We start from the raw sequence: 14,541 nt of genomic DNA, 5'->3' as shown, positions 1-14,541 counted from the left end.
CGTTTGTGATAACTGGAGCGTCCGGTGTGATTGCGGATACAACGAATGGATATGCATTAGACCAGTCGCTGAATACTTTCTTACCGTTTGCGTCACGTTTCCAAGCGTGGCAGTATGCATAGTAGGTTCCCTGCTGTACATATTTGAATGTAGTAGAAGTCTGAACCTGGTTCTTGTTTACGGAATCGTAGTCTTTGTTTGTGATGCAGTCACGATCTGTAGAGATTACATAGTCATAACCTGCAGCACCTTCGGAATCACCGGAAAGGATTGCTGTTGCTTTGTTTCCAACAACTTTAACGCTGCTGATCATTGGAGCATCTGGTTTTTCGTCTGCGGCTTTTCCATCAGCTTTAACAGACTTAGAACCTGTGTAGTTTTTAGAAGTGCTGTTAGCTGTTACTGTGTAGGTTCCGTCTCCGTTGTTCTTAGATGTATATTCTGTGGTTGGAACAGGAATATATCCGTTCATGACAGTTACGACACCATTTGTAACCTTAACATCGCAGTCTTTGATATCTTTCTTGTCAATGCCCCATGCGAGATCAGTTTCTGAAGAACCAGTATATCCATTGATACCGGTAACTTCTACTTTGTAAACTTTACCGTCTGTAACATTTACAAAATTAACACCACTTGGATCATTATGACCATTTGCCTTTAAGGTAAGGGTATAATCTTTACCTTCAACAAGAGTATTTCCGTTAATCTGAACGAGTACGCTTGGCTTAACCGGAAGTCCTCCTGCATAAGTTGCATTCTGAACATAGACGTTCTGCTTTACGAATTTTACATTCTTAATGGCAAATGCTACATAATCAACAACACCTTTAATGGTTGTTCCATCAGCTGTTGTGAAAGACTTTGTTCCTGTATAACCAGTACCATCTTTTGCAACAACATATACATATGCAATATTATAACTATTATTACTGCTGTCTTTCATTCCTGTATTTTTACCAGAAATATTATCTACATATTTAATTTCGAAATCAGACTCTTTTGCTTTTGAAACTGCTGTTGTGCTACCATTGGCATCTGTCTTGGAAATATTTTTCAGTACTTCACTTGCAAATGTCTTAGCGGTTCCATCAAAGTCAAAGGAATCTCCGGAATAGTTTATTGCTTTTTCATCAGTTACTTTATAGCCCTTTACATTAGATACTGAATTAGCTACAGTAACATTTACACCATTGGAATTAAATACATTTAAGTCTGCGTTTACATATTCTTTGATGATGTTAAAGTCTACTGTAATGTTGGAACCTGTGAAATTCTTATTTCCATCAACCGGTTTTAATACAACAGTTCCTTTTCCGGAAACATTTTCACCGTAGCTTACAATCTCAAACTGGTTGGTGACATCATTGCCATTTAATGTAGCTTTGAATGTACGCGGTCTAACCTGTCTTCCAGTGTACTGGCATTCATCATCTTTATAAAATGTAACTTTTACATCAGATGTATTTGCAGGTGTGATTGTAAAGTTAGCAGATGCAGTTCCGGAATATTTTCCTGTAACACCTTTTACAGTTACTGTACCAGTTCCGACTTCTTTATTATTTGTGATGCTTACCTGCTCGTATTCACCTTTATCACCATAATCAGCTTTATCATACAGAGCAATTGCTCCATCGAGTACTGTATATGTAGGGGTGATATTACCGCCGGTATATACATAGCTGGATGGATTGATCTTGATCATATCATTTGTAACTGCTTTTTCAACAATCTCTGTCCATTTATCAGCGCTAGTTGTTTGAGGCATTTCAACTACTGTATTAGCACCCTTATCACCGGCAAAGTTAGGATTTTTAATAGTAATAGTAGCTTTAATAAAATCATGAAGTTCGTTCTGACCGACGTTGTTTTTAGGAACATCGCTATAACCATCTTCATATTCATATTTTATAGAATAATCATCCGCACTTAAGCCTTTAACGATTTTTCCGGTTCTATCTTTTGCTGTTACAACTAACTGAACTTTGTAATCACTTGCCGGACCATTTCCTTTATTGTATGTAACTGTTTTTGGTACAGTCACAGAATCAGCAGATACAATTAATGGCTTAATTTCAAATGGAACTTTATAAGTCTGACCTGCGTAGGAAGAATCACCTTTTACTTTAATTTCGACATATCCGTAGGTTGTAATGTCACCATTTTTGTCATATTTGGAAGCTTCAACATTATTTGAATATCCTGTAATTTCCCATTCGTCATCTTTTAAGGTTTCAGAACCAACTGCAAGGTTTACATTAGAAATTACAAGTTTTCCAAGCTCTTCTTTGGTAGGTTTAAGTTCTGTTCCTGTATAATATGGAGCATATGTATTTGTGAAAGAAGCTGTAGCAATTACGTTGCTTGCCACTCTTACTTCCAGAATCTGACCGTTCTTGCAAGTTGGATTGGACTGTTCATTAGCAAAAACAGTAACAGTATAGGTACCAACTCTATCAAAGGATTGTGTATTTGTTACAGTCTGATTGTCTGGATCTTTAATAATGAGATTATAATCGGAATTATTTGTAAGTTTTAACTCTGTTCCCGATTTATCTTTAAATACCAGATTAGCGTTGGCAAACTGACCTACGGTTGTTCCCTTCGGTACACGACCATATCTTAATGTAATAGATGTTGAATCAGCGCTTAAATCGCGTTTGGTAATTTCTACATTTGCTTTAGTTGTAATCTGAGTTTTATCTGAATCAGTCAGGTTAAAGTTAGGTAATTTATCTGCATCTAAAGTAACTTCAACAGTCTTCATACCAGTTGCTTTATCTGTAGTTACAGCTTTTTTCACAGCAGCAGATAAATCTGCACCTGATAAAACGTCATCTTTTTCTTTGAATGTTACCTTGTCAGTAGGAAGGGTAATAATATCTCCTGTATACTGATAAGAAAGACCATCTGCAACGCTTAATTCAAATTCATTTGCATCAAAATCACGTTTCTGCACAGTAAGAACATCAGCAGATATTGTGCCAGTATATGGAGAATCTGCTTTAGCAGTTGCAGTTACTGTTAATTTTTCATTAGCATTTTTAGCAGTTTTTGTTGCAGCTACATCAAAATATTTTAATACAGTTGCAGCAGTCCATGTACTTCCTAAAACTCCTGGTACAGTATCACCTTTTTTAACTGTGAGAGCTGCTCCTGAATTGACTAATTTTACAGCATTATCACTTCCATCTGCAGTATTATCTGTATAATAGAAATCTTTTCCATTATACTCAAGATCATTGCTTGTTTTATTTAAGTTGAGTGTACCTTCAATAGCGCATTTATTAATAGTTGTTTCTCCAATAACAGTTGGTGCAATATTGATGTCATCTGGATTTTCATTATTGTATACATACAGCTCCAGTGTTTTTCCAGCATATTCACTCCAGTCAATATGGCGAGCCTGTGATGCTGTCCAACTGGATGCATCAGCAAAATCTGGAATAAAGGACATTTTGTCTGTAGTGTTATCTTTTGCTACACGGTCTGTGAATATAGCATTTGTTGTTCCTTTAACTCTCCATCCAAAGTAATAATCTTTTAATTCTTTTACATCGCTGCCATCTTTATATTTAATTATACCTGATACAGCAACCTTTTCATTAGCACCAAAAGTTGCACTTTTGGTAATTGTAACATCATCAAGAATCAAATCTCCTGCTTCGGTAACTGTAGCAGCATCTGTTGTATCTGCTTCAGTGGTATCTTCTACAACCGGAGCTTCAGCAACATCATCAGAGAATGTTTCAGCAGCTGGAGCTTCTGTAGCAACTGATGCTTCACTACCATCGCTGAACTCAGCAGCCCATACCGGCACATTAGAAGTAGCAAGCATTGCAACAACAAGTGACATACTTAATGTCTTTTTTGCCATGCCCTTCTTTGTGTTTTTAATCTTTGTCATGATTATAGTTCCCCTTTGGGTGGTGGACAGGTTGATTTTGGAGAAAATTTCGTATGGGGAATTGATTTCAGACTTGGGGAATATCCATGTTTTATGATTTATAAGTGGATAATTGTTGACAATCGTAGTAAAAACAGGCAGTTATTGCAAATAAATCTGTTGATGTATTGAAAAAATTCTTCTAGTTTTACGCTGATTATAATAAGTAACGATACACAATGAAACTCATAAAATATAAAATATCCAGGGAATCTACCTGAAAAACTGATGCAGTAAATCGGAACCCGGTTCTGATTTTGGTGAAAGAAATTTACTCTAATCTGCCACCTCCTCTGGTGTCTGCCCGAATCGGGAAGAAGCATTTGACGAAGTTTTATTTCTGAGGTATCATGAAAATATAAATAGAAAATTTCATTTGCAGGAGTATCTCATGAAAGTAAAAAACAGTATTTCTACAATAATGAGAACCTTAAAAGGCAGAGAAACAAAAGATAAAGAGGCGAAAAATATTTTTTCGTATAAGCCGATTATGAGCAATATTCTAAAGTACACCGTAGCAGAATACAGGGACTGTTCTCTGGAAGAGATCATGAACTGTATTGAGGGAGATACAATCCGGACCGGACAGTCAGGGGCTCCTTAATGGTAAGTATAGAAAGTGTTTGATATACTCAAAATAAATAACAATGATAATCAAAAATAAAAAGGTGGGTTGAAAATGTGCGATGTAAAAAAATATGAAAAAATATATGAAGAAATCAAATGTCTGGAACCTGAAGACACATTACAGCTTACATTAGAGGCTGATTCAGAAGAACAAAGGGAATTTTATCAAATGGTGGGGGATTTTTTGCTTCAAAAAAAGCAAAAACAGGTAATTGCGAGGAATTTATTCTAAATGAAAAAATATATTGTTTTGGGTGGAGTTAATGGAGCGGGTAAATCTACTCTTTATCAGATATTAGATAATTTAAAGAAAATGCCCCGAGTAAATACAGATGAAATCGTAAAAGAACTAGGAGATTGGCGCAATACATCTGATGTCCTGAAAGCAGGAAAAATAGCAGTTCAGTTGATTGATAAATACTTTTCAGAAGGAATATCTTTTAATCAGGAGAGTACTTTGTGTGGGAAATCTATTATAAAAAATTTTAAACGTGCGAAACAATTAGGCTATACAATAGAATTACACTATGTAGGTGTGGATTCTGTAGAAACTGCTAAACGAAGAGTCGCTGAAAGAGTTCAGAATGGCGGGCATGGAATTCCTGAATCTGATATTGAAAAAAGATACTTTCAATCTTTTTCAAATTTGCAGTATCTACTTAAAGAATGTGATCTGGCAGTTTTTTATGACAATAGTAATAGCTTTCATCGCTTTGCTATTTTTCGAAGGGGAAAAATAGTAAGATTATCCCAGGATATACCACAATGGTTTGATTACATTATCTATTGAAGGAAGAAACATTTTTATTAAAGAAAGACTCCGGCTGTAATGACTGGAGCCTTCTTTTTATGAATTTTAATTTGATAAAATTTCTATCTTACACTGATGTTTTTTGTCTCTCTGTCATTGACAAATTAAGACAATCACTGGATAGTTTTTGATGATATGTGGTACAATTCATTTAAATAAAAGAACATATCTGAAGGAGGAATATGAAGATGCGAAAAAGATCAGAAAGGTTAAAAAAATTGTCCGGATTACTGTTGCTGTGCTGTATGCTGCTGTGTATGGCTTTATGCACAGGAGTAAATGCAGAAGCGGCGCAGACAGTCCGGGAAGATACTACGTTTATGAATATCAAACAATGGCGGGCAGGAAATGCGAGCTGCATAGAGTTTGATGCACTGGTAAATACTCTGGGTTCTAAATATGTAGATGTTTACCGTTCGGAACCTTCGGTTAAAAATGGAGGAGAACTAAAGAGGCTGGACCGTTTTCAGGTTATCGGTGCAGTCTGGAATGTTATCGATGATGATCGCTATGCATGTTATGGGAATGCCCAAAAGGTGATCTGTTATTCTGAACGGCCAAGTGCCCGAGGTGATAATCTTACTTTTGTGGACACGACAACAAAGGCAGGACATGAATATTCCTATCAGCTTAGATATTCGGATTATGTATTTGATCCGGAATCTGAAAATTTCGGGGATGATGTCAGGATAATCTCAAATACCATTACTGTAAAACCGGTTCTGCAGACACCGGAACTTTACAAATGTTATACTACCGATAACAAGATTGTAAAATTGTCATGGAGTTATACAAATCAGGCAGACGGGTACAGAATCTACAGGTATGACAATGGAAAATGGAGTTATCTGAAAGCAGTAAGAAAAGGAAGCAAACTTACTGCCGCAGACAAGACTGCAAAAACAGGAAAAACTTATCAATACAGAATACTTGCCTATAAGAATGTAAATGGGAAAAACATATATAGTGATAAGAGCGCAGCCAGAAAGATAACCTTAAAATCTCCTACTGTAAAAGGTGATTATAGTTACGGCAGTGTGTATGGTCCATATCTGGATACTGCCCATCTGGCGCAGGTAAGAAGTGTTGTACAGAGCTTTAAACTGAATTATATCCGGAAAGGAATGTCAGATTATGATAAAGTCCTGACTGCTTTTAATTATCTCCGCAGCAATTGTAGATATGCATACAGGGGATGGCAGTATAATTATGCAAATACAGCCTGGGGTGCACTGGTATATGGAGAAGCACAGTGTTCCGGATATGCAAGAGGCATGAAAGCACTCTGTGATGCAATCGGGGTAGACTGCCGTTACGTTCATGCAAATGCCAAAGCCAGTAACCCGAGCCACCAGTGGAATCAGGTAAAGGTTGGGGGTAAATGGTACATCCTGGATGCTCAGTCAAATGGCTTTCTTCTCGGAACAGATACCTGGATAAAACAGGCCGGGATGTCCTGGGATACAAAAGGACTGCCAACCTGTAGTAAAACAGATTATAAGAGATAAAGACTTTCTTTTCGGCTTCGGATGTTCTGTTGAATGCATGCATTCCAACTACCATGTTCCTTTTGATACATTCTTGAATGTTACTGTAACCTCTTTGAGGTTAAGCTGAAACGGATCTCATAATATACTGTCTGTTCCCTGATTGCATTTGCCTCGGAATTAAGGCTGTCCTATCCGTTCGTTTCTATCCAGTGTACCGGTATGGTTGGGCGATCCTGATGCACTGCTCGGCTGGAAATTTCGATGTTTCCCTCAAGCAGTTTTAACAAATAAACTTAACGTTGTATTAGGAACATTCTTTTATACAGGATTTGAGAATCCATGCAGCAACTGCCTAACTGCCTTATAAGTTAATAGTTTCTTGGCACATATTTTGTATATATATTTTATCAGAGCTGCTATTTGTTTACCAGAGAAACTTTTCGACAATCATAGAATAAATTTTGATAAAGAAGAATCCCTATCGTAATGATGATAGGAGTCCTATTTGGGTATTTTTATTCTTTTGCTTTATAAAAATTTCTGTATCATTTTATGTAAATATTACTTTCTTCCCGGATTTTTTCGATGATCTGACCTGGGTAGCTATCTGATATAATAATCATAGTTTCAAAACCATGATCCCAGAGTATACGTCTTATCAGGAGGATGCTCTGGGATCCCTTTCTTTACTGTATTAATGACAGTATACAGGGTAACTCAGAGACAGGCAACAAAGTCTTTGTATTGCCACCTAAAGTTGCCATCAACAGCCTGGACCCTGCCAAAGACTTCCCCACTACAAGATCTCTTTGAGCAGACCACTTAACTTCATAAGCAGTACCATTATAAACCATGTCTGACGCAAGTTCGATAAAAGTGCACCATTTTTCTCAATTTATTACTTATCATATCCGTTCTGGATAATATTTACTTTTCAAAATTTATCCAACTGATGAATTTTAGTTGGTAAGATCAAGATTCCGAGAACCTATTATTAACTATCAACTTCTTCAATAAATAATTGTTTTATATCCCCCATTAAAGCAGGCTCTGAAATAGATAATGGAGAAACATCATTGTATGTTTTAAATACCTCACATTTTGTATCATCGCCATAATTTAAACAATTTCCCTTCAATGCCTTTCCAAATCCAGAAAAGATATAATATACTTCCGTTTCATCTGAATCTTGTTCTAATAACCCATATTGATATAACGATGATACCATTGCACTATTTTTTTGCTTCTCGTTAATTCCTATTTTTCTTATATATTCTAATTCAAACGGAGTACACTGATTTATAATCTGCGCTAATTTAAAATACAACGAAATTTCTATTTCTTGCAGTAGCAAACATCGAGTTAATATCGCAAAGCAATCTACCTTCATATCATCCTCTAGTTTGTCAATCAAATATATCTGTTTTTTTACAAATTCAGCATATTTTTCATTATCATTGTTGAATTGAGAAGCCATTTTTACTTGTTCTTCATAGTCTTTATATGTTCCTTGTAAAAATCTTTTTATTTTATTCCAAAATATAACAGTCGGCATATGAAAGACTATTTGTTTTACATCTTTACCTGCTAACGTTCCAGATACCGGATCTTTACTTATAACAGCTTGTATTAAATTCCAAAATGCATTTCCAGCATATTTTCTTAGGTCATCATTTTTAACGATTAAAGCCAATTCTTTAAGTTGTTCTTCAAGCATTCTTTTATCCTCTTTTCAGAAAAAGAAAAACTATTGCTGTATAAATACAGTCCCCCCCCTTTGAATATTGGTTGATTATTATATCCCCCTCATCTAGGGGAAGTACTGTATTTGACCCATTTAAGAGTCTAGCAATAGTTTTTCTTATTTATATATTTCTTTACCCAAAGGATTATTTAACAGTAGCCTTTTTCAGGTTTGACCATGGGCTGAAGACTTTCTTTCCGTCTTCGGATGTTCTGTTGAATGCATGCATTCCAACTACCCATGTTCCCTTTGGTACGTTCTTGAATGTTGCTGTTACTGTACCTTCTTTGAGGTTCAGTTTCTTGTAATTTCCATAGTGGTATGGACGAGTCTCACCGTTTTCTTTCTTGGAATCTGTTCCAAGTACTACATCGTAACCAGTTGCGTTTGCAGCTGCTTTGTATGTTACTTTGATAGTAGATCCGCTTACTGTTACGTTTGTGATAACTGGAGCGTCCGGTGTGATTGCGGATACAACGAATGGATATGCATTAGACCAGTCGCTGAATACTTTCTTACCGTTTGCGTCACGTTTCCAAGCGTGGCAGTATGCATAGTAGGTTCCCTGCTGTACATATTTGAATGTAGTAGAGGTCTGAACCTGGTTCTTGTTTACGGAATCATAGTCTTTGTTTGTGATGCAATCGCGGTCTGTAGAGATTACATAGTCGTAACCTGCAGCACCTTCGGAATCACCGGAAAGGATTACGGTTGCTTTGTTTCCGGTAACTTTAACACTGCTGATCATTGGTGTAGCTGGTTTTTCTGTCGGATCAGTTACAACGGCAGAAACTGTCTTGGAACCTTTGTAGTTCTTATTTCCTTTTGTAGCGGTTACAGTAACTTTGTTTGCTGCTGCATCCTTTGTCACTGTATATTCATCAGCAGCAACTTCTACTTTTCCGCATTTAACAGTAACTTTATCACCATTTACGGTAACGTCTGCATTTGCAAGGTCAAATTTGTCAATTCCCCATGCATAAGTCAATGTAACAGAATTTGGTAATTTATAGCCATTCTTAGGTTCAACTGTAACAAGAAGAGTCTGTTTTTCTGTTGCGTTGATTACATCCTTGTTTGCGGATACGTTTAAGTCATAATCTGTACCTTCTACAAGTGTTCTTCCTTTTACAACAATTTTTACAGATGGTTTAACCGGAAGACCTGCTGCATATGTTCCGTTGGAAACAGATACACAGCTTGCAGTAATCTCTTCCTGAGTAATTTCAATCAGATCTATCTTGAATACGTTTGTAATCTTGTTTCCGGCAGCATCTGTATAAACACCATCTTTAACACTAATACCGGAAGCAGCATCTGAAGTTGTCAGATTTCCGCCAAATTTGCCCTTAGCTACTGCAAGAACGGCAGCATACTGTTTTTTATCTTTGCCTTTCTGACCGTATACATTATCAACGTACTTGATCTCATAGTCAGTGCCTTCTTTTAAATCTTTGCCTGTATATGTTAAAGAAGTTTTAGCACAGGTATGTGCGGTACCGTCGTAAGCAAATGTAGGACTAGCTACTGCAAAGCCATCTTTATCAACATATGCAAATGTCGCATTGGTGCCATCAAGCATTTCACCACTGATCTGGAATGTTAATGTTTTAGTTCCGGTAAAGTTTTTGTTCTTTGGTGTTAAAGTTACTGTACCTTCACCTACTTTTACATTTTCTCCATAGGTTAAGATGAAGTTACTTTCAACATCAATTTTCTTTCCGTCTAAAGTAAGGTCGATCTTATCTGGCGCAATTTCAAGAGTGTATCCTTTGTATTCCTGAGTACCGATTACGCCCTTTAATTTAGATGCATCAGCAGACTGAATAGTATACGTAATGCTTGCTGTTCCCTGATAATCAGAATTATCATTAGCAGAAACTGTTAAAGTTGCAGTACCGGCATTTACATTATTTGTATATTTTGCAGTGTATTGATTTGGATTGACAATATGTCCGCCAATTACAACGTCAAAATCAGGTTTAACTGCCTGACCATTGTATGTAAAAGAAGTCTCTTTCAGTTTAATGTACTCTGATTTTAAAGTTGCATTGGAAATCTTTGAGTTTACTTTAAGAATACTAGTATCGGTTGGATCATCAAAATTGCTATTAGCTTTTACTGCAACAGTTGCATCAACAGATTTTCCATCAGCTCCCCATGCGTAAGTTACTGTATAATCTTTTCCCTCTGTTAAAGTTAAGATTTTATTTGTTCCAGGAACCTGAGCTTTTACAACAACTCCCATTGCTGTTTTATAATCTTCTGGTTTTGCACCATTGATCTTTTCAACATATTCACTTGCTTTTACATCTGTAACTGGTGTTTGGCTAATTGTAAAAGTATAGTTTTTAATGCTGTTTGCGTAGCTGCCTTTTCCAATAAGGAACATTTTTGCAGTACCTGCATTTGTATTATCGGAATATGTGATTTCGTAATCACTATCCTTTATTAATGGAGTGCTGTTAGCACCAACTGTTGGAACACCAATTTCATCAGTTGTAAATGTAACTGGTTCTCCGGTATAGTATTTCGTAATGCTATTAAAATTGTAAGTATCTTTTTTACCAGCACTACCTGGTACTGTTGTTTCTTTAGCATTAGTACCTATTTTGAATACAGCAGTATTGATATCTGTTGCAAAAATTGATAATTCAGCGGTAGTTTTACCTGTAAGCTTACTGCTTGATGTAGTTGCCTTAGGTGTAATTGTTACAGTGTATTTTCCAGCTTCAACTGCGTTATTTGGAATATCAATATCTACATAATTAAACAGAGCTAATTCTTTTTTGCTGTCTTTGTCATAAAAATGAACTTGATCTGCTGCGAGTGTTGCTTTATTGTTTGTTTTCTGAACTGGATCGATTGTAACTGTAACTGAGCTCAGATCACGTGCAGCAACTTCAGGAACATTTGTGGACTGGATTTTAGTATTGTCAGAGCCAACAGCGCCGGAAATAGTATAGTTTTTGTTTCCGGTTTCAGGAGTGGCAAGCTCAATCTTTCCATCTCTTGTAACATTTACATAGCCGTTTTTGTCAACTTTGAGATAATCAGATAAATCAATCTTCTTTGTAGCTTTATCAACTAATGTGATGTCTTCTTTTTTTACTTTTAATACATCAGTATTAGTATTACCGCCATCAAATTTATAAGATGTATTCTTTAATGTAGCAACCATTTCATCTGCGATTGCATTTGAAGTACTTAAATTTTTTGGATTAATTTTATAAGTAGTTGTGATAGAACCTTTATATGCAGATGATTTAGGTGTTAATGTGATGGTGATCGGTTTATCAGTTACATTAACAAAATCACTGTTTTCATCATAACCTATAGTATAATCAGCAATATTATCTAATTCTGCCGGTAAATTTCCTGACACTGGATTTAATGTAGGCGTTGCCTGCTGGATTTTACCATTATACTCAACATCAGCTGCTGTTGCTTTTACAACATCTGCGGTATTCTTGGGATTTACAGTAATAGCATCTGAAGTATAGCTCCATACAACCTGGTTATCCTTTACAGCGTATACATATAATGCTACTGTCTTGTTTGCGGTTGCTGAAGAGACAGTATATGCAGTTGGTGTGATTGTAGCTACATCATTGGCGAATGTTGCTGCTGTAGTACCAGCTAAAGCGCTTACAGCTACATTATCAACTTTCCATGTTGCATATACTTTTGCATCGGTAAGAATTTTATTATCTGTAACAGAAACAGTTGTGGATAATGTTCCATCTGCCCATGTCATGGTGTTTTTCTCTACAGGAGTTGAAGTAGCACCTGTTGCAGTAAAACTAATAGGTGTATATGTTACAGAATATTGATTACCAGAAACCTCAGCTTCATTTGCTGCATTGACATCTGCTGTGTTGTCTTCTACAACAGGAGCTTCTGCGGCATCATCAGAAAATGTTTCAGCAACAGGAGTTTCTGTAGTAACTGATGGTTCGCTGCCATCACTGAACTCAGCAGCCCATACCGGCACATTAGAAGTAGCAAGCATTGCAACAACAAGTGACATACTTAATGTCTTTTTTGCCATGCCCTTCTTTGTGTTTTTAATCTTTGTCATGATTATAGTTCCCCTTTGGGTGGTGGACAGGTTGATTTTAGATTAAAAAGCACATTCTCTGATTAGAAATTCATTCACAACCCTGAAAAAATGGTTATTTATAACTGCCTTTTTCACGCATCAGAGTGGTATTTTTATAGTTATATGAACGTTTACAGCTGACAGAATGAGAAAAGAGAATAGATCAAACAATCGGACGCTGTACTTTTCAGATTTTTAATAATTTTTATATTTCCTTTCGTGGAAACAAAATAATAATTATGATATATTGATAACAGAAACAGGCAAAAAGGAGGTGCTGGATACGACGGAAAAAAATAAGATCAAACCGGATACCATACTGAAGAACTTCTGGAGAGACAATGGACATTTTGCGGATCTGTTCAATGCAGTATTTTTTAACGGGGAACAGGTGCTGAAGCCGCAGGATCTTACAGAAGCAGATACGGATGTTTCCTCCATGCTGAAATTTAACGGTCATGCAGAAACAATACAGAAGATCCTGGATGTTGTAAAGAAGACGGCATATGGTGTGGATTTTGTACTCTGGGGACTGGAAAATCAGGCAAAGATCCATTATGCGATGCCGCTGCGACATATGGTCGGAGATGCATTCTCTTACATGAAAGAATATGATGAGATCGCAGCAGTAAATAAGAAAAACGGGGATTTCCATTCATCGGATGAATTCCTGTCAGGTTTTAAGAAGACTGACCGGTTACATCCGGTGATCAGTCTGTGTGTATACTATGGAGAAAGTGAATGGGATGGTCCGTCTTCCCTGAAGGATATGCTGGAGATCCCCGAAAAGATAGAACCACTGGTATCTGATTACCGTATGAACCTGGTACAGGTAAGATCAAGTGGAGAACTATGTTTCAGCGATCCGGACGTAAATATGGTGTTTGACGTGAGCCGCTTGATCTATGCCAGGGATTATACGAAGATCAATGAAGTTTACAGGGATCATAATATTCCGGCAGATCTTGGACTTGTGATAGGAGCCATTACAGAATCACAGAAGCTGATTGACCATGCTTTGGAATCGGAGCAGAAGGGAGGGCAGATCAATATGTGTAATGCATTGGAAGAGTTAAGACAAGAAGGTGTTGAAGAAGGTCGACAGGAAGGTCGACAGGAGGGCCGTCAGGAAGGCCGTCAGGAAGGCAGATGGGAAGGTATCCTTGAAGGCATTCGTGCGACTGTAAGGACCTGCAGGAATTTTAATATAAGTGAGACAGATACAGTCAGAAACATCATGAATGAATTTTCCCTGTCACAGGAAGAGGCTGTCAATTATGTAAAAAAATACTGGTAAATGGAAAACTCTATCAGGAAGAGCCTTTGGTCCATCTGGTCCGAGGCTCTTTACTTATGTCAGAGTAAAATATAATACCCCACAATAAATCGGAACCCGGGCACAAAACATAAAAATATTATTATACCCGTTCGGGATGATTTAATATGGAAATATATAAATTATACCCGAACGGGATTTTTGTATATAATTCACTTGAAATCATACCCGAACGGGATTAATATGTTTAATATGAGTACAATTGGAGATTATATAAAAAAAGAAAGAAAAAAAGCAGGGCTGACGCAGGAGGATTTTGCAATCCGTTCCGGACTTGGACTTCGTTTTGTAAGGGAATTGGAACAGGGAAAAGAAACGGTGCGTCTGGACAAAGTGAATCAGGCACTGGCAATGTTTGGGAAAGAAGCTGTACCAGGAAAAAAGGAGGATTAGCAGGTGGAGTCAGAATATAGAAAGGGATATGTATATAGTGAATTAAAAACTTTATCCTCACACGACTGAAGTCGCGTGCTTCCAGACGCTTT

General features: G+C 36.9%; 9 protein-coding genes. 6 read left to right on the top strand and 3 right to left on the bottom strand.

Features of this window, described 5'->3' with window-relative positions; all coding sequences use genetic code 11:
• On the bottom strand, positions 1-3,907 hold a 3,907-nt coding region (locus tag LJE11_RS17080), incomplete at its 3' end, for a hypothetical protein (protein ID WP_227296297.1).
• Positions 3,908-4,337: 430 nt separating this feature from the next.
• On the opposite strand from LJE11_RS17080, the gene LJE11_RS17075 reads away from it, so the two are divergent.
• The 4 genes from LJE11_RS17075 (at position 4,338) to LJE11_RS17060 (ending at position 6,892) form a co-directional block, all read left to right on the top strand.
• The gene (locus tag LJE11_RS17075; RefSeq protein ID WP_008707746.1) at positions 4,338-4,550 is read left to right on the top strand and encodes a hypothetical protein; all 213 of its coding nucleotides are present in this window, start codon (positions 4,338-4,340) and stop codon (positions 4,548-4,550) included.
• A gap of 75 nt (positions 4,551-4,625) precedes the next feature.
• Entirely contained in the window at positions 4,626-4,805 is a 180-nt protein-coding gene (locus LJE11_RS17070) for a hypothetical protein (protein ID WP_008707747.1), read from the top strand.
• Positions 4,806-5,363 (top strand): zeta toxin family protein, encoded by a 558-nt coding sequence (locus tag LJE11_RS17065; protein ID WP_008707748.1) that lies wholly within the window; start codon positions 4,806-4,808, stop codon positions 5,361-5,363.
• A gap of 209 nt (positions 5,364-5,572) precedes the next feature.
• A complete protein-coding gene (locus LJE11_RS17060; protein WP_020993311.1) occupies positions 5,573-6,892 on the top strand; it encodes a transglutaminase domain-containing protein in 1,320 nt (439 codons plus the stop codon).
• Positions 6,893-7,868: 976 nt separating this feature from the next.
• Here the strand turns inward: LJE11_RS17060 and LJE11_RS17055 are convergent.
• Together LJE11_RS17055 and LJE11_RS17050 are read right to left on the bottom strand one after the other, a co-directional pair.
• Positions 7,869-8,591 carry a hypothetical protein gene (locus LJE11_RS17055; RefSeq protein ID WP_008707750.1) on the bottom strand — a complete coding sequence of 241 codons (723 nt, stop codon included), beginning with the start codon at positions 8,589-8,591 and terminating at the stop codon, positions 7,869-7,871.
• 172 nt (positions 8,592-8,763) lie between these two features.
• Positions 8,764-12,699 (bottom strand): hypothetical protein, encoded by a 3,936-nt coding sequence (locus LJE11_RS17050; protein ID WP_227296295.1) that lies wholly within the window; start codon positions 12,697-12,699, stop codon positions 8,764-8,766.
• A 295-nt stretch (positions 12,700-12,994) separates the two neighbouring features.
• Here LJE11_RS17050 and LJE11_RS17045 point away from each other — a divergent pair, with 295 nt between their 5' ends.
• The gene (locus LJE11_RS17045; protein ID WP_227296293.1) at positions 12,995-14,017 is read left to right on the top strand and encodes an Rpn family recombination-promoting nuclease/putative transposase; all 1,023 of its coding nucleotides are present in this window, start codon (positions 12,995-12,997) and stop codon (positions 14,015-14,017) included.
• Between the two features lie 231 nt (positions 14,018-14,248).
• Complete coding sequence (locus LJE11_RS17040; protein WP_044951787.1) at positions 14,249-14,449, top strand: helix-turn-helix transcriptional regulator; 201 nt, start codon at positions 14,249-14,251, stop codon at positions 14,447-14,449.
• The last annotated feature ends 92 nt before the right edge of the window (positions 14,450-14,541 follow it).

Source organism: Blautia sp. DFI.1.216 (assembly GCF_020594215.1).
GTDB lineage: Bacteria > Bacillota > Clostridia > Lachnospirales > Lachnospiraceae > Blautia_A > Blautia_A wexlerae.
The sequence above is the reverse complement of the archived record's forward strand: the minus strand, read 5'-3'. Positions and strand labels throughout refer to the sequence as shown.